General features: G+C 69.4%; 13 protein-coding genes. 5 read left to right on the top strand and 8 right to left on the bottom strand.

Features of this window, described 5'->3' with window-relative positions:
- The 6 genes from P3W75_RS11040 to P3W75_RS11065 all read right to left on the bottom strand — a co-directional run.
- Positions 1-1055: M14 family metallopeptidase (locus tag P3W75_RS11040; protein ID WP_276227420.1), on the bottom strand; the 1055-nt coding region annotated here is incomplete at its 3' end.
- 142 nt (positions 1056-1197) lie between these two features.
- A complete protein-coding gene (locus tag P3W75_RS11045; protein WP_276227421.1) occupies positions 1198-2463 on the bottom strand; it encodes an MFS transporter in 1266 nt (421 codons plus the stop codon).
- Between the two features lie 17 nt (positions 2464-2480).
- Entirely contained in the window at positions 2481-3668 is a 1188-nt protein-coding gene (locus P3W75_RS11050; protein ID WP_276227422.1) for a M20 aminoacylase family protein, read from the bottom strand.
- Positions 3669-3766: 98 nt separating this feature from the next.
- On the bottom strand, positions 3767-4675 hold the full coding sequence (locus P3W75_RS11055) for a LysR substrate-binding domain-containing protein (protein ID WP_276227423.1): 909 nt from the start codon (positions 4673-4675) through the stop codon (positions 3767-3769).
- Positions 4676-4999: 324 nt separating this feature from the next.
- Positions 5000-6358, bottom strand: coding sequence for a DUF1329 domain-containing protein (locus P3W75_RS11060; protein WP_276227424.1), 1359 nt, complete (start codon positions 6356-6358; stop codon positions 5000-5002).
- A gap of 19 nt (positions 6359-6377) precedes the next feature.
- Positions 6378-8240, bottom strand: coding sequence for a DUF1302 domain-containing protein (locus tag P3W75_RS11065; protein ID WP_276227425.1), 1863 nt, complete (start codon positions 8238-8240; stop codon positions 6378-6380).
- 277 nt (positions 8241-8517) lie between these two features.
- Between P3W75_RS11065 and P3W75_RS11070 the strand changes: the two genes are divergently transcribed.
- Positions 8518-9840: a CapA family protein gene (locus tag P3W75_RS11070; RefSeq protein ID WP_276227426.1), complete on the top strand. Its 1323-nt coding sequence runs from the start codon at positions 8518-8520 to the stop codon at positions 9838-9840.
- A 343-nt stretch (positions 9841-10183) separates the two neighbouring features.
- The gene (locus P3W75_RS11075; protein WP_276227427.1) at positions 10184-11128 is read left to right on the top strand and encodes an electron transfer flavoprotein subunit alpha/FixB family protein; all 945 of its coding nucleotides are present in this window, start codon (positions 10184-10186) and stop codon (positions 11126-11128) included.
- 9 nt (positions 11129-11137) lie between these two features.
- On the opposite strand, the gene P3W75_RS11080 is transcribed toward P3W75_RS11075, so the two are convergent.
- On the bottom strand, positions 11138-12484 hold the full coding sequence (locus P3W75_RS11080; RefSeq protein ID WP_276227428.1) for a heavy metal sensor histidine kinase: 1347 nt from the start codon (positions 12482-12484) through the stop codon (positions 11138-11140).
- Positions 12481-13161 carry a heavy metal response regulator transcription factor gene (locus P3W75_RS11085; protein WP_276227429.1) on the bottom strand — a complete coding sequence of 227 codons (681 nt, stop codon included), beginning with the start codon at positions 13159-13161 and terminating at the stop codon, positions 12481-12483. The genes P3W75_RS11080 and P3W75_RS11085 overlap by 4 nt, the downstream gene beginning before the upstream one ends.
- Before the next feature lie 151 nt (positions 13162-13312).
- Between P3W75_RS11085 and P3W75_RS11090 the strand changes: the two genes are divergently transcribed.
- From P3W75_RS11090 to P3W75_RS11100, 3 genes are read left to right on the top strand one after another with little or no spacing between them, the layout of a single operon-like run.
- A complete protein-coding gene (locus P3W75_RS11090; RefSeq protein WP_276227430.1) occupies positions 13313-13846 on the top strand; it encodes a cupredoxin domain-containing protein in 534 nt (177 codons plus the stop codon).
- A gap of 15 nt (positions 13847-13861) precedes the next feature.
- Positions 13862-15496 carry a copper resistance system multicopper oxidase gene (locus P3W75_RS11095; RefSeq protein ID WP_276227431.1) on the top strand — a complete coding sequence of 545 codons (1635 nt, stop codon included), beginning with the start codon at positions 13862-13864 and terminating at the stop codon, positions 15494-15496.
- Between the two features lie 8 nt (positions 15497-15504).
- Entirely contained in the window at positions 15505-16212 is a 708-nt protein-coding gene (locus tag P3W75_RS11100) for a copper resistance protein B (RefSeq protein WP_276227432.1), read from the top strand.
- Positions 16213-16252: the final 40 nt, after the last annotated feature.

Here is a 16252-nt window from a genome sequence, read left to right on the forward strand (position 1 = left end):
CCGTCGGCGGCCACGCGGGACTGTTCCAGCACCTGCCGCTTCCAGTCATCCTCGTCGACGTAGAAGGCGTCGCGCAGCTGCCGCTTGATCTTCCCGGCCTGCTCCGCCGGCGCCTGCGGCGTGCGCTCCAGCCACTGCTCGGCGCGCAGCGCGTCGAGCACCTTGAGCCCGGCCAGGGTGCCGAACTCCAGGGTCACCGAGGTCAGCCGCGCCTGCGGGCACTCCTCGAAGCTCGCGTGGACCATCTTGCCGCTGAGCTTCACCGAGACGCTGTTGCCCTCGTCGGTCGAGCGCACCACGTCGCCCCACCAGGCGCGGGCGCGGGCCAGGGATTCGGCGCTGGGGTCACCGGAGTAGATGTATTCGCCGTAGCCGCGCGGGCCGAGGCCGGTGTGCAGGTCGATCCAGGCCAGCTCACGGCACTGGCTGCCATGCTGGCGCAGCACCTGGCGCACGGTGCGGTTGCTCCAGGTCGGCTCGGCGCCGACGTAGAACAGCCCGCTCGGGTGGCTGGCCTGGCCCGCCGAGATCGCCGCCTGCAGGCTCCGCTTGCCGTGGCGCAGGGCGTGCAGCAGCAGGCGCGCGCGGCTCAGCCGGGCCGGCCAGTGGCGCGGGATCAGTATCGGGTCGAGGCTTTCGTAGCCGGGGTTCTGCGGCGCCGGCGCGGAGAAGTCGAGGAAGTTGCGGTTGAGGTCGACGTTCTCGTGGGTCCAGCGCCGCCACCAGGAGAAGCCGTAGGGGTTGGCCGCGTGCAGGAACAGCACCGCGCAGCCACCGGCCAGCGCCTCGGCCAACCAGTTCGGGTCACGCAGCAGGGCGATCTGCACGGCGGAGCCGCAGAAGCCTTCCACGCCATGGCAGCCGCTGCTCACCAGCAGCAGGTGGCGCGCGTCCATGGGGCCGGCGCGGGCCACGTCGAGGGCCAGCGCTTCGCCGTCGCGGCCGGGCAGCGGATGGGCGTGGGACTCCACGCTGAGGCCGGCGGCGGCGCAGGCCTCGAGGAACTTGCCACGCGCCTCGGCGTAGCTCTGGGAGAAGCAGGCGGACGGATTCATCGTCTCTCCGGATGAGCGCATCCGCGACGCGGGCCGGTAAGCCCGCGCCGGGAGGGGCGCGAAGGGGGGTGTAGAAGTCAGGGGCGCCGCGCGGCGACTCGTGATCGCCGCCGGCGCTTCGCCACGGCCGTGCGGCCGCGGCTCATGCCGTGGCAGGCATGTCCGGGTGGGCGCCGCGCAGGGTCTCGCGGGTGCGGTCCGGGGCGATCAGGCGCAGGCCGAACAGCGCGCAGGCGATCACCGCCACGCCGATCAGCGCCAGGCCCAGCTCGAAGCCCTGGGCGATGTTGCCGCCACGCAGCTCCACCAGGTGGCCGATCAGCCAGGGCGCGAGCATCCCGGCGCTGGTCATGCCGCCGATGTGGATGGCCAGCATGGAACCGCGCTGCGCCGGCGGCGCGATGTGCGCGACTATGGTGTTGCAGAAGGTCGGCAGCACGTTGATCAGCATGCAGGCGCACAGGTACAGGCCGATCACCGCCGGCAGGTTGCCGTGGACGCCGCTGATGGCGGCGAAGGCCGCGCCGGCGAGGATCGCGCAGTACACCGGCAGCCGCACCAGCGCGGTCTGCACCGAGGCGCCGCGCTGCATCAGGCGCTGCGACCAGGCCGAGAGGCCGAGGTTGAAGACGATCACCCCGAGGGTCGCCGCCATCACCGTGTAGCCGGACTGCATGGCGGTCATCCCCAGGCCCTTCTGCAGGTACACCGGCACCCAGCTGTAGACCAGCGCGTTGGGCAGGTAGCCGAGGAAGCCGAGCAGGGTGATCCAGAGGAAGGTGCGGTTGAGCAGCAGGCGCCGGTACGGCAGGCGTTCGCCGCCGGCCTCGGCCTCGGCTTCGCCCTGGTTGCCTTCGCGGCCGAACAGCAGCCAGACGAGCATCCACACCAGGCCGAGCAGCGCCAGGCCCAGGTAGGCCATGCGCCAGCCCAGGTGCTGGATGGCCAGCGGCAGGGTCACCGCGCCGAGCACGGCGCCGAGCATGATCGACACCTGGATCATCGACGACGGCAGCACCCGCTCGCGCGGGCCGAACCACTTGAACACCGCGTGCTGGGTGATCGCCGTGCCCGGCCCGGTGCCGGCGCCGAGCAGCAGGCGGCTGGCCACCAGCGCGGCGAAACCGCTGCTGAAGCTGACCAGCAACTGCGCGCTCATCCATACCAGCGACATGCCCACGAGGATCCAGCGGGTCGGGAAGCGGTTGGCGAGGAAGCCCACCAGCACCCCGGAAATCGAGTAGAGGAAGAAGAAGGCGCTGCCGACGAAGCCGAATTCGCTCGGCGTCAGTTTCAGCTCGTCGATGATCTGCGCGCCGGCGAAGGCGAAGATGGTCTTGTCCATCACGCTGATGACCATCACCAGCATCAGCAGCACCAGGATCAGGGTACGGCGGGTGTTGCGCATGGTTGCTCCAGTCGGCCTCAGGCGGCCAGGTAAGTCTCGACCAGGCGCACCCAGAGGCTGGCGCCGAAGGGGATGGCCGCGTCGTTGAAGTCATAGCCGGGGTTGTGCACCATGCAGCCGCTCGGGCCGCTCTGGCCGTTGCCCAGGGCGATGTAGCAGCCCGGCCGGCGCTCCAGCATCCAGGCGAAATCCTCGCTGCCGAGGTAGCCCGAGGGCGTATCGGAAAGCAGCCGCTGCGGGCCCACCAGCTCGCTGGCGACCTGGCGCAGCAGGCGGGTTTCCTCCGGGGTGTTGACCAGCACCGGCACCAGCTCCTCGTAGTCCAGCTCGGCCTGGATGCCATGCACCGCGGCCACGCCGTGGGTCACCTCGGCGATACGCTGCTTGAGCAGCTGGCGCACTTCCGGGCGGGTGGCGCGGACGCTCAGGCGCAGCTCGGCCTGGTCGGGAATCACGTTGGCCGCCTCGCCGGCGTGGATCGCGCCGACGGTGATCACGCCGACCTCGGTGGACGGCACGTTGCGCGAGACGATGCTCTGCAGCGCCAGCACCAGCTCGGCCGCCGCCACCACCGGGTCCTTCGCCGCATGCGGCATGGCGCCGTGGCCGCCGACGCCGAGCAGGCGGATGGTCGCGCGGTCGCTGGAGGCGGTGAGCGGGCCTTCGCGGGTCAGGAAACAGCCCACCGGCAAGCCCGGCGCGTTATGCAGCGCGTACACCGCGTCGCACGGGAAGCGCTCGAAGAGGCCGTCTTCCATCATCGCCACGGCGCCGCCGAGGGTTTCCTCGGCGGGCTGGAAGATCAGGTTCAGGGTGCCATCGAAAGCGCGGGTCTCGGCCAGGTGGCGCGCGGCGCAGAGCAGGATGGCGGTATGCCCGTCGTGACCGCAGGCGTGCATCTTGCCGGGCTGCTGGCTGCGGTAGGGCACGCCGCTGGCTTCTTCGATGGGCAGGGCGTCCATGTCGGCGCGGATGCCGATGCTGCGCGCGCCATCGCCCAGGCGCAGCACGCCGACCACGCCGGTACCGCCGACGCCTTCGTGGACGTCGTAGCCCCACTGGCGCAGGTAGCCGGCCACCAGTTCGCTGGTACGCCGTTCCTCGAAGCCGAGTTCGGGATACTGGTGGATCTGCCGGCGGATGCGGGTGAATTCATCCTGGCATTCCTGGAGGCGCGCGAGGGTCGCGGCGCTGGCCTGGGTCATGGCCCTGTCCTTGTTGTAATGACGACGGCCGGCAGCATGCCCTAGCCCGGGCACCCTGAATAATGACCTCTGCACATGCTTATCCAGGCTGGTTATGGTCAGCCGGCGGGCTTCTGCAGGTGCGGCCCCTTGAAGGCGTAGACCAGTTCGTCGACCAGCGTCTGCGCCTCGCGGGTCATCAGCTCGGCCGGCCGCGAGACCAGCGAGATGTCGGTGCCCGGCACCCGCTCGGCGAGGTTCAGCGGCTCCAGGGTGCTGGAGACGATCGGCAGGTCGAACACCCGCCGCGACCAGAAGCTCACCGCGTCGGTGTTGGCCGCAAGCTCGGCGTAGAGCACCACCGAGGCGCACTCGATGATGTGCCGGGGCGGCTCCACCTGGTGCTCGCGGAACATTTCACCGGCCAGGGACACGTCGAGGGAGTCGGGGATCAGCCACTCCTGGTCGAGCAGCTCGTGCAGCGAGGTGGCGCCGCGCAATGGGTGGCCCTTGCGCACCGCCAGGGTGGTGGGCTGGGCGTAGAGCTCCTGCCAGAGGAAGCCGTCGATGTTGCGCGAGGCCGGCTGCGAGGTCAGCGCCAGGTCCAGCTGGCCTTCGCGCAGGCCTTCGAGCAGCTTGGCCGGGCGCAGCTCGCTGATCTGCAATTGCACCTTGGGGAAGCGCTTGCGGTAGCGCAGCAGGCAGGCGGCGAACTGCTGGCTGGGCGTGACCGGCGACACGCCGATGGCCACCCGGCCGTCCATCGCTCCCTTCAGCGTCTCGATCTCGTCGCGCGCCCGGCGCACCTCTTCCACCACCAGCCGCGCGCGGCGCACCAGGCGCTCGCCGTACTCGGTGGCGGTGATGCCCCGGTTGGAACGCACCAGCAACGGCACGCCCAGCTCGGCTTCGAGTTCCTTGATGCTCTTGGACAGGGCCGGCTGCGAGATGTGCAGCAGGCGCGAGGCTTCCTGGATGCTGCCACTCTCGCAGATGGCGACCATGGCGCGCAGTTGATGCAACTTCATGAGGGGGCTCTACGACGGCTCTGTTCGACTTGTACCGCGCAAGGTAAAGCAAAAATCGCGCGGGAAGGCAGCGGCCAATTGTAAAAAACGCCAGATTCCGGCCTGACCGGTTGGTCATGGCTGAAATCGTCAGTGCCCGCACGCCGAAAGGCCCCCGTAGGGCGCATAACCGTTCGCGGTTATCCGCCGACAGCACCGGCGCGGGGATCGACGGCGGATAACGCTGGCGCGTTATTCGCCCTACGCAGGCCCCGCTGCCAACGCAAAAAAAGGCGGCCATCTGGCCGCCCACAAAGAGAGCATCGGTGGAGTTGCTCTGTTGACTCAGCGAATCCCGGTGGCGCGCAGGGCGCTCGGGGTGAAGTCGTTGCTGGTGGTTTCCAGGCCGAACCGGTAGGCGCCCTTCTCCTCGTTGCGCAGGCCCGACACCGTGTAGCGGCCGGACAGCACGTCGTAGTGGGTTTCCGCCGTCAGCCAGGTGAACTGCTGGTCATAGAACGGCCGGGCGTGACCTTCGGAAACGCGCCAGAGCTGGCCGCGGCCGTCGTAGGCGTCGGCTTCGGCGATCTGCCAGCTGTCTTCGTCGATGTACAGGTCACGCTTGCTGTAGACGTGGCGCTGGCCCTCTTTCAGGGTCGCTTGCACGTGCCACACGCGGTGCAGTTCGTAGCGGGTGTAGTCGGGGTTCAGGTGGCCCGGCTTGACCACGTCGGCGTACTTGGCCTTCGGCGAGTCGAGCGGGAAGCTGTTGTAGGGGATGTACAGCTCCTGCTTGCCCACCAGCTTCCAGTCGTAGCGATCCGGCGCGCCGTTGAACATGTCGAAGTCATCGTAGGTGCGCATGCCTTCCGCGCCGGGGCTGTCGTAGCCCACTTGCGGGGCGCGGCGCACGCGGCGCTGGCCGGCGTTGTACTGCCAGGCCATGCGCGGTTCCTTGACCTGGTTGATGGTCTCCAGCACCAGCAGCACGCTGCCCGCGCGACGCGGCGGCGAGAGGACCTCCTGGCGGAAGTAGTAGAGGATGTTGGACATCTTCGCCGGGTCGTAGTCCTTCAGCCCGAAGGGGAAGGCGAATTCCTCCTTCATGTAGCTGATGGTGTAGTCGCCGTTGGCCTGCGGGTTCATCTGCGCGGTGGTGCGCAGCATGGTCTTGCCGCGGTAGCGGGTGATGTGGTTCCAGATCGCTTCCAGGCCGCTCTGCGGGATCGGGAAGGGAATCGACACCTGGAAGTTCTCCAGGCCGTTGCCGCCCTCGGCCAGCTTGGTGCTGCCGGCGTTGGCCCTGACCGCGGCCAGCACGTCGGCCGGGTAGGCGGCGCTGCGGTGGCTGGGGTAGACCGGGATGCGATAGGTGTCCGGGAAACGCTTGAGCATCGCCAGCTGGCCGGGGGTCAGCCTGGCCTTGTACTGCTCGGCGTTCTGCACAGTGATGGTGAACAGCGGCTTCTCGCCGGCATAGGGGTCGGCGACGAAGCCGGCGGCGTCGAGCGCACCGGCGTTGGCCGCCAGGCCACCGGTCCAGGCCGGGATGCTGCCGTCGGCGTTGCCGGCCTTCTCGGCGCCCATCGGGGTCAGGTCGGCGCCCAGGCGCGCGACCTGGTCGGCGGAGACGGCGGCCATCACCTGGCCGGCGAGCAGGCCGAGGCTGAGGCAGCCGGCCTTGAGCAGGAGCTTGTGCTTCATGGGGTTCCTCCGGGGGGCGTCAGAAACTGACGCCCAGGCTGACGGCGAGGAAGTCGCGGTCGGTGTTGGTGTTGTAATCGCCACCGAAATAGTCGGTGTAGCTGATGCTCGCGGTGTATTTGCTGAGGTACTCGCCGTCCAGGCCGATGCTCACGGCCTTCTCGCCCTCGCTGAAGGTCGGGCCGTAGCCCTGCACGTCGTGGGAGAAGGACAGGTTCGGCTTCAGGGTCACGCCGCCGATCATGTCGTTGTATTCGAGCTGGCCGCGCAGGCGATAACCCCAGGAGTTGGCGGTGTAGAAGCCGTCGTCGTTGCACTCGTCGGGGTTGGCGGTGTTGACCACCCCGGTGCACAGCGCGTTGCCCGACAGATGCAGCAGCGCGGAGCTGCCCGCCGAGGCCAGCTGGCCGTTGCCGTAGACGCTGCTGCGGCCGAAGCGCAGGCCGCTGCCGTCGGTGGGGCCGAGGTTGCTGACGTGGGTGAAGCCCACCTCGCCGACCAGGGTCAGGCGGTCGGCGCGGATCAGGCTGATCTCGTCGAAGGTGTCGGTCAGGGTCATCTGCGCCTGGGTCACCGGCTTGCGCTGGTAGCCCTGGATCAGCGAGCCGTAGGCCGAGCTGGCCCAGCCGCTGGCGAAGATCGGCAGGCCGGCGTTGACCGCCGGGTTGGTCGCCGCCGCACCCAGGGTGGCCGCCGCCGAGATGTCAGTGCCGTTGATCGCCAGCGGCATGTTCGGCCGGTAGCTGATCTCGCCGGACAGCGCCGCGGTGCCCACCGTGGTGTTGAAGCTCAGGCCGTACAGGCGGATGTTTTCGGGGTAGGTCAGGAAGTAGCGCGCGGTGCTCTTGCCGCCGTAGCCGGAGAGGCCGCCCACCGGGTCGGCCAGCGCGCCCTTGCCGACCACCCAGTTACTGTAGGGCGTGCGGCTGTGGTAGTTCATGGCGTAGAGGCCGAACTCGGTGTCGTTCAGCTCCGGCACCATCCAGTGCATGGCCACGCCGAACTGGCCGCCGTCGCGGGCGTCGTCGTCACCCAGGCGCGGCACGTAGCCGTAGCCGCCCTTGACCCCGGTGCCGTTGACGTCGCGGTCGAAGTCGCTGCCGTTGATCGCCATCCCGGTGTCGCAACCCTGGGCGACGATGTCGCTGCCGAAGAAGGTGCCGCAGTTGTCCACCACGGTCTTTTCCCACTCCAGCTGGTAGAAGGCTTCCAGCGAGACGCTCTCGGTCAGGCCCTGGTTGAAATAGAACATGTTCACCGGGATCAGGGCTTCCTTGACCTCGGAGCCGGGGCGACGCAGGGCCGAGACGTCCACCGGGTTGATGCTGTTGATGCCGTTCTGGATGAAGGTGCTCTCGCCCCAGCTGACCACCTGCTTGCCCAGGCGCACGGTGCCCGGCAGGTCGCGGAAGTCGTAGTTGTGGTAGATGAAGGCGTCCAGCAGTTGTGCGCCGGAGGAGCGCGCGGCCTGGTCACGGCCGTTGTCGTCGATGTCGTAGAGGTGCTGGTGGCCGTCCTTCAGCTCGAAGTCGTACCAGTACTTGCCGCGCAGGAACACGCCGGTGTCCTGGTACTTCAGCTCGAGGTCGTGCACGCCCTTGAACAGCGTGCTGAAGGCCTCGCCCTTCTTGAAGTTCAGGCGGTTGTCGTCGGAGGTGGCGCTGGACGCCGTGCCGCCGTTGCGCGAACCGATGAATTTCTTGTCCGGGTTGTCCATCGCCCAGCTGGAACCCACGGACAGGCTGGAGTCGAAGCGACCCTCGATCTCCCCGATGTTGAAAGTCGCCGCGTGCAGCGGGGCGATGCCCCCCACAGCCAATCCGATCGCCAATGCCAGTTTCCGCGGCCGCAGGAACTCACCGCCGGCTCTTATTCTTTTCATGCTGTTCTCCGCCTGGAACGTGCTGTAAGGGGGAAGCCCGGGGCTTCCCGCGCAGCCCGGCGCCACGAAGTAGCGCGGCGATCCGGGAGGCGGTCGCATGGTAAGAGCCGGGTCACACGGCCGGCTTCTGAAAAAAACTTATGCCCATAGCCAAAAGCGCGAATGCGCGGGCGCCGATAACCGGCGGCTATCGCGATAAACAGGATTCACCCGGCCACGCCGGTGGTTTGCCCTATAGTCCGGCGCCATCCCTCCCCGGCAGACCATGGGAACCCGCATGAAGATTGCGTTGACCGGCGACAGCATCCTGCAGCGCCGCCTGAACAGCACCGACGACCCGACCCTGCGCCCGCTGTTCGACCTGATCCGCGACGCCGACGTCAGCTTCACCAACCTGGAAGTGCTGCCCAACGACTTCGAAGGCGACCCGGCCCTGGAAAGCGGCGGCTCGCACTTCGGCGCGCCGGCCTGGGTCCTCGACGAGCTGGTGGCCGGTGGCTTCGACCTGTTCTCCACCGCCAACAACCACGCGCTGGACTACAGCATCTCCGGCCTGCACGCCATGCACCGCCAGCTGGAGCAGCGCGAGCTGCTCTACGCCGGCACCGGGCGCAACCTCGAGGAAGCCCGCCGGCCGGTGTACTGCACCCGCCCCGAAGGCACCGTGGCCCTGCTCGCCTGCAGCGCCACCTTCGGCAAGGGCCAGGAAGCCAGCGACCAGACCCGCGACATGCCCGGCCGCCCCGGCCTGAACCCGCTGCGCTTCGACACCGTGCACGAGGTCAACCCGACGCAGATGGCCCAGGTGCGCGAGCTGATCGCCGGCCTCGGCCTCGACCGCCTGTACCAGGGCGCCGTCGACCTGGGCTTCGCCCACCCGCTGCCGCACCCGTCGCTGGCGGTGTTCGGGCCCTTCACCCCGGTGCTGTTCCGCGAGGGCCAGCAGACCCGCCTGCGCACCACGCCGCGCAAGAAGGACGTCGACGACATCCTGCGCTGGGTCGAGGAAGCGCGGCTGATGGCCGACGTGGTGGTGCTGAGCGTCCACGCCCACGAACTGGGCTACAACGCCGAGGGCGAATGGGACCTGGAAGCCCCGGCGGAATTCCTCCAGCCGCTGGCCCGGCGGATGATCGACGCCGGCGTCGACATCGTGGTCGGCCACGGCCCGCACCTGCTGCGCGGCATGGAGCTGTACAACGGCAAGCCGATCTTCTACAGCCTGGGCAACTTCATCGGCCAGAACGAGCTGGTCGAGCGCCTGCCGGTGGACAGCTACGAGCAGTTCCGCGTGGACCGTAACCAGACCCCGTCCAAGGTGTTCCAGCAACGCACGCAGAACGACACCCGCAGCTTCCCCTCGGACGCGCGCTTCTGGGAATCGCTGGTGCCGGTGTGCCGCTTCGACGGCGCGCGCCTGCAGGCCATCGAGCTGCACCCGGTGAGCCTGGGCCTGGGCGAGGCGATCCACCGCCGCGGCCGCCCGCGCCTGGCCGAGGGCGAGCACGGCGTCGCCATCCTGGAGCGCTTCGCGCGGTTGTCCGAGGTGTACGGCACGCGCTTCGCCATCGAGAGCGGCATCGGCGTGCTGAGCCTGTAACGCCGGGTCGATCGCGGGCGTGGCCCGCTGCTACGCCCGCCACCAAAGGCGCTGGGCTCCCGCGTTCGCGGGAGTGACGGAGTTGGGGGGTGGCACGCGCTCCTACCGTCATCCCCGCGAACGCGGGACGCGGCTTCATCGCGAACAGCGCTTGCGCTGGCCCGAAGGAGAATAACCTAGAGGCTTGAGTGCAGTGCCTGGGCCTTCGCGAGCAAGCTCGCTCCTACAGGTATTAGGGGCCCCTGGAGCCTGACTTCAGGCAAGGGCCCGGCACCTCCTATCGGCTAGGCTTCCGTGCTGGCGTCGCCCGTCCTGGGCGGCGCGGACCGGCACGGAGGTGCCCATGAGCATTCTGGTGATCGCCGACGGCAGCCGTGGCGCCGACGCCGGGCGGTTGAGCGCCGCCACCCGCAGCACGCTGGCCGCCGCGCGACTGCTGGGCGATGAGATCGACCTGCTGGTGGCGGGCGAAGGCGTCGCCGCCGTGGCGCGCGACGCGGCGCGGGCCGAGGGCGTCAGCCGCGTGCTGCTCGCCGACGCACCGGCCTACGCCGGGCAACTGGCGGAAAACCTCGCCGCGCTGGTACTGCACCTGGCCGGCCCCTACAGCCACATCCTGGCGCCGGCCACCCTCGACGGAAAGAACTACCTGCCGCGCATCGCCGCGCTGCTCGATGTCGATCAGCTATCCGACATCACCGCCGTGCTCGCGCCGGATACCTTCAAGCGCCCGATCTTCGCCGGCAACGCCGTGGCCACCGTGCAGTCCAGCGCCTCGGTGAAAGTCATCAGCGTGCGCCCCACGGCGTTCGACGCGGTGGCCGAGGGCGGCGGCGAGGCGCCGGTGCTGGCGGTCGACGGGCCGGGCGATGGCGGCCTGGCGGCGCTGGTCGAGGAAACCCTGCTCAAGTCGGAGCGCCCGGAGCTGGGCGCGGCGCGGGTGATAGTCGCCGGCGGGCGTGGCCTGCAGAGCCGCGAGGGCTTCGCCATGCTCTATCCCCTTGCGGATCGCCTGGGCGCGGCGGTCGGCGCCTCGCTGGCGGCGGTGGACGCCGGCTTCGCGCCGAGCGAGTTGCAGGTCGGCCAGTCCGGCAGGATAGTCGCGCCGCAGCTGTACCTCGCCATCGGCATCTCCGGCGCCGTACAGCACGTGGCGGGGATGAAGGATTCGGCGACCATCGCGGCGATCAACCTGGACCCGGACGCGCCGATCTTCGAGGTCGCCGACTACGGCCTGGTCGGCGACCTCTTCGAATTGCTCCCGGAATTGCTCCGCGAGCTGGGCTGAATCCCGCCCTCAGCGGCGCGCCGGCAACTCGATGACGAAGCGCGTCCAGCCGTCCGCGCTCTCGGCGCTCAGGGTGCCGCCGTGGGCCTGGACGATGGAGCGGCAGATCGCCAGGCCGAGCCCGGCGTGCACGCCCTGGCCGGGCCCGCCCGGCGCCTCGCGGTGGTGGAAGCGGTCGAACAGGCGCGCCAGTTGCTCGGCGGGAATCGCCGGGCCCTGGTTTTCCACGCTGATCCGTCCGGGCCGCAGGGCGACGCGGATGGCGCCGCCGGCCGGGGTGAAGCGCAGGGCGTTGTCCAGCAGGTTGGCCAGCACCCGGCGCAGCATGCCGCGGTCGCCGGTCGTGCGCGCCTGGCCCTCGCGCGTCAGGCTCAGGCCGCCGTCCTCGGCCAGCGGCGCGTAGAACTCCAGCAGGGCGTCGACTTCGGCGGCCAGGTCGAGGTCTTCGCGGCCCGGCGCCAGCAGGCCATGGTCGGCCTTGGCCAGCAACAGCATGTCGTTGACCATCGCCGTCAGCCGCTGCAATTCCTCCAGGTTGCCGTGCAGGGCCTCGCGGTAACTCTCGGCGTCGCGTGGCCGCGAGAGCACCACCTGGGTCTGGGTCAGCAGCGCGGTGAGCGGCGTGCGCAGCTCGTGGGCGATGTCGGCGGAGAACGCCGAGAGGCGCTGGAAGGCTTCCTCCAGGCGTTCCAGCATGGCGTTCAGCTCGCTGGCCAGGCCGCTCAGTTCGGCCGGCAGGCGGCCGGCGTCCAGGCGCGGGGTCAGCGACTGCGCGGAGACCCGCGCCGCCACCTCGCGCATGCGCCGCAGCGGGCGCAGGCTGGCGCGGGTGGCCCAGGCGCCGAGCAGCGCCGTGGCCAGGGCGGAGAGGCCCATGGTCAGCCAGATCAGCTGCTGCATATGGCCGAGGAAGTGCTGGTGGTGGGTGATATCCAGCACCAGGGTGAGCTGGCGCCCGGCGGGTTCGCCGGGGTCCAGCGGTACGCGCATCTCGCGGTAGGCCGGGCCGTCGTCCATCCCCGGCATGCCGTCGCCGCCGCTGCTCATGCGCGGCGCCTCGTCCAGCCAGCGCTGGCCATCGGCGCCGTCCAGACGCACGCCGAGGTCGGGGTGGCGGGTCAGTTCGCGCTCCAGCGCCGGTCGCTGCGGCGCCAGTTCGGCGGGGCCGCGCACCGGGCCGAGCAGTTCGCGGAAGTAGGGCAGGCGGCCGGCCATCACCTGGCGGTCCAGCTCGATGAAGTGCGCCTCGCTGGCGCGGCTGAACACCGCCCCGGCGATCAATGAGATGGCGGCGGTGCTGGCGGCGAACAGCAGGCTCAGGCGGACGCCGAGCGAAACCCGCGCGGCGGCGCTCACGGCGCCCGCTCTTCGAGCACGTAGCCCATGCCGCGCACGGTGTGGATCAGGCGCTGCGGGAAGTCGTCGTCGACCTTGGCGCGCAGGCGGCGGATGGCGACCTCGATGACGTTGGTGTCGCTGTCGAAGTTCATGTCCCACACCTGCGAGGCGATCAGCGACTTCGGCAGCACCTCGCCGTGGCGGCGCAGCAGCAGTTCCAGCAGGGCGAATTCCTTGGCGGTCAGCTCGATGCGCTTGCCGCCGCGCTGCACCCGGCGGCGCAGCAGGTCCAGCTCCAGGTCGGCCAGTTGCAGCACGGTTTCCTGCAACTGCTGGCCGCCCCGGCGCAGCAGGGTGCGCACGCGAGCCAGCAGCTCGACGAAGGCGAAGGGTTTCACCAGGTAGTCGTCGGCGCCCTGTTCCAGGCCGCGCACGCGGTCTTCCACGGCGTCGCGGGCGGTGAGGAACAGCACCGGCAGGGCCAGACCGGCCTGGCGGATGGCGCGGAGGATCTGCCAGCCGTCGCGGCCGGGCAGCATCACGTCGAGGATCGCCAGGTCGTAGCCGCCGGACAGCGCCAGCAGCTCGCCTTCGGCGCCGTCGCCGCAGAGGTCGACGGCGTAGCCGGCCTCGCTCAGGCCCTGGCGCAGGTACTGGCCGATACGGGGTTCGTCTTCGACGATGAGGAGTTTCAAGGCGCGGGCCTCCGGGGTTGGCGCATGCCGTGCATTGTATCCAGCCCGGCGGTCGGCGCCGCCAAGCTGACACAACTGTAATCTTCCCGAAAGCCAGCCGGCAGGCGTGGCCGGTCAGGATGCAGACAGATCAATCACAGGAGGATTCCCCATGCGTATTCGCCAGGTACTCAGCGCCGCCGTTCTCGGCCTCGCCGCCAGCCTCGCCCTGCCGGCCCTGGCCGACGCCAGCCATACCTACGCCTTCGGCAAGCCGGCCAAGGCCGCCCAGGCCACGCGCACGGTCGAGATCACCCTGGGCGAGATGTACTTCGAACCCAAGTCGCTGCAGGTGACGGCCGGCGAGACCGTGCGCTTCGTCATCCACAACAACGGCAGCCTGCTGCACGAGTTCAACCTGGGCGACGCCGCCATGCACGCCGAGCACCAGAAGCAAATGCAGCACATGCAGGAGATGGGCATGCTCACGCCCACCGGCATGATGCAGCACGACATGGGCTCGATGCCCGGCATGGACCACGCGACGATGATGAAGCACGACGACCCCAACAGCGTGCTGGTGGAGCCGGGCAAGAGCGCCGAGCTGACCTGGACCTTCGGCAAGGCCACCACCCTGGAGTTCGCCTGCAACATCCCCGGCCACTACCAGGCCGGGATGGTCGGCCGGTTGACCGTCGAGCCCTGACCCGGAGCCCGTCACATGAAGGCACAAGGACTGCGCGCGCTGCTCGGCGCGGCGCTGCTGGGCGGCGCTTGCCTGGCGCAAGCCGGGGTGTACGAACTGAGCATTGGCGAGGGTGAGCTGGCGCTGTCCGACGGCACGCGCCGCGCGCTCACCGTCAACGGCCGCACGCCGGCGCCGGAACTGCGTTTCAAGGAAGGTGAAGAGGTGGAAATCCGCGTCACCAACACCCTCGATCGCGACACCTCGCTGCACTGGCACGGCCTGATCCTGCCCTACACCCAGGACGGCGTGCCGGGCATCAGTTTCCCCGGCATCAAGCCGGGGCAGACCTTCACCTACCGCTTCACGGTGAAGCAGTCCGGCACCTACTGGTACCACGCCCACTCGGACTTCCAGGAGATCGAGGGGCTCTACGGCCCGCTGGTGATCGAGCCCAAGGCGCGCGAGCCGTACAGCTATGACCGTGAGTACACGCTATTGCTGGCGGACTGGCACGACAGCAAGCCGGAAACCGTGTTCGCCAACCTGAAGAAGCAGAGCGACTACTACAACCAGCACCAGCGCACCCTCGGCGACTTCCTCGCCGACGCCCGCGCCAACGGCTGGTGGGCGACCCTGAAGGACCGCCTGGACTGGGGCGGCATGCGCATGACGCCGACCGACATCGCCGATATCTCCGGCTTCCGCTTCCTGGTCAACGGCCGCGACGCGCAACAGAACTGGAGCGGCCTGTTCAAGCCCGGCGAGCGCGTGCGTCTGCGGCTGATCAACGGCTCGGGCATGAGCTACTTCGACGTGCGCATCCCCGGCCTGAAAATGACCGTGGTCCAGGCCGACGGCAACGACGTGCAACCGGTGGTGGTGGACGAGCTGCGCATCGCCGTGGCCGAAACCTACGACGTTATCGTCCAGCCGCAGGACGCGCGCGCCTATACGCTGTTCGCCGAGGCCATGGACCGCAGCGGCCATGCCCGCGCCACCCTGGCCCCGCGCGAAGGCATGCAGGCGCAGGTGCCGGCGCCGCGCCCGAGGCCGTTGCTGAGCATGGCCGACATGGGCATGGGCCATGCCGGGATGGATCATGCCGGGATGGATCACGCGGGCATGGCGATGGGCGACATGCCCGGCATGGACCATGCGCAGATGGCGAGCAAGCCGCGCTCCGACTATGCCCCCGGCAGTGGCCTGGCGCCGCAACCGGCGCAACCCGGCGAGCGCCTGCTGGTGTACGCCGACCTCAAGGCCATGCGCCCCTACGCCGACTACCGCGCGCCGGACCGCAGCATCGAGTTCCGCCTGACCGGCAACATGGAACGCTATTTCTGGTCGATCGACGGCAAGAAGTACTCCGAGGCCGAGCCGATCCGCCTGAAATACGGCGAGCGGGTGCGCATCCGCTTCGTCAACGACACCATGATGACCCACCCCATGCACCTGCACGGCATGTGGATGCAGCTGGACAAGGGCAACGGCCGTTTCAACCCGCTCAAGCACGTGGTCAGCGTCGCCCCCGGCAGCACCCTGGAGGTCGACGTGCCGGCTGACGCCCTGGGCGAGTGGGCTTTCCACTGCCACCTGATCTACCACATGGCCGCCGGCATGATGCGCAAAGTCATCGTCGAGCCGGCGCCGGCCCGCGTCACGCTCTAGGAGCCCGCATGAACACATTCGCACGGGTGGCCTGCGCGGCCGCCCTGGGCCTCGCCTTGCCCGCCGAAGGCGCCGAGATGGACGACATGCCGCTGGGCTCGCTGCTGCTCCAGCGCCTGGAGAGCCGCTTCCACGGCAACGCCGCCAGCCTGGCCTGGGAAGCCCAGGGCTGGTACGGCACCGACTACCAGAAGTTGCGCTTGAAAGCCGAGGGCGAACGGGACGCCGGCGGGCCGACCCGCGACAACGAAGTGCAGTTGCTCTACCAGCGCATGGTCGCCGAGTTCTGGGACCTGCAGGCCGGCGTGCGCCACGACGATCAGCCCGGCCCATCGCGCAGCTACGCGGTGCTCGGCGTGCAGGGCCTGGCGCCGCAGTGGTTCGAGGTGGACGCCAACCTGTTCCTCAGCGAGCGCGGCGACCCCTCGCTGCGCCTGGAGACGGAGTACGAGCTGCTGCTGACCCAGCGCCTGGTCCTGCAACCCGCGCTGGAATACAACCTGGCCCTGGCCGACGACCGCGCCACCGGCGTGGGCGCCGGCGGCAGCGAGCTGGAGCTGGGCCTGCGCCTGCGCTATGAGATCCGTCGCGAGTTCGCGCCCTACGTCGGCTACCAGTGGAGCAAGGCCTATGGCCGCAACGGCGACCTCGCCCGTGCCGACGGCGAAGCGGACGAGGAGGGGTACTGGGTGGCTGGCGTCCGCATGTGGTTCTGAACGCGCGCCAAACCGTGCGTCCCTACGGGCTGTAAGAGCG

The sequence above is a fragment of the Pseudomonas citronellolis genome, assembly GCF_029335315.1.
Lineage (GTDB): Bacteria > Pseudomonadota > Gammaproteobacteria > Pseudomonadales > Pseudomonadaceae > Pseudomonas > Pseudomonas citronellolis_A.

Bases quoted from the DNA above. Each gene is read 5' to 3' on its own strand.
- P3W75_RS11065 (WP_276227425.1), bottom strand. From the start codon at position 8,240: ATGAAAAGAATAAGAGCCGGCGGTGAGTTCCTGCGGCCGCGGAAACTG.
- P3W75_RS11070 (WP_276227426.1), top strand. From the start codon at position 8,518: ATGAAGATTGCGTTGACCGGCGACAGCATCCTGCAGCGCCGCCTGAAC.
- P3W75_RS11090 (WP_276227430.1), top strand. From the start codon at position 13,313: ATGCGTATTCGCCAGGTACTCAGCGCCGCCGTTCTCGGCCTCGCCGCC.
- P3W75_RS11055 (WP_276227423.1), bottom strand. From the start codon at position 4,675: ATGAAGTTGCATCAACTGCGCGCCATGGTCGCCATCTGCGAGAGTGGC.
- P3W75_RS11100 (WP_276227432.1), top strand. From the start codon at position 15,505: ATGAACACATTCGCACGGGTGGCCTGCGCGGCCGCCCTGGGCCTCGCC.
- P3W75_RS11075 (WP_276227427.1), top strand. From the start codon at position 10,184: ATGAGCATTCTGGTGATCGCCGACGGCAGCCGTGGCGCCGACGCCGGG.
- P3W75_RS11050 (WP_276227422.1), bottom strand. From the start codon at position 3,668: ATGACCCAGGCCAGCGCCGCGACCCTCGCGCGCCTCCAGGAATGCCAG.
- P3W75_RS11060 (WP_276227424.1), bottom strand. From the start codon at position 6,358: ATGAAGCACAAGCTCCTGCTCAAGGCCGGCTGCCTCAGCCTCGGCCTG.
- P3W75_RS11045 (WP_276227421.1), bottom strand. From the start codon at position 2,463: ATGCGCAACACCCGCCGTACCCTGATCCTGGTGCTGCTGATGCTGGTG.
- P3W75_RS11095 (WP_276227431.1), top strand. From the start codon at position 13,862: ATGAAGGCACAAGGACTGCGCGCGCTGCTCGGCGCGGCGCTGCTGGGC.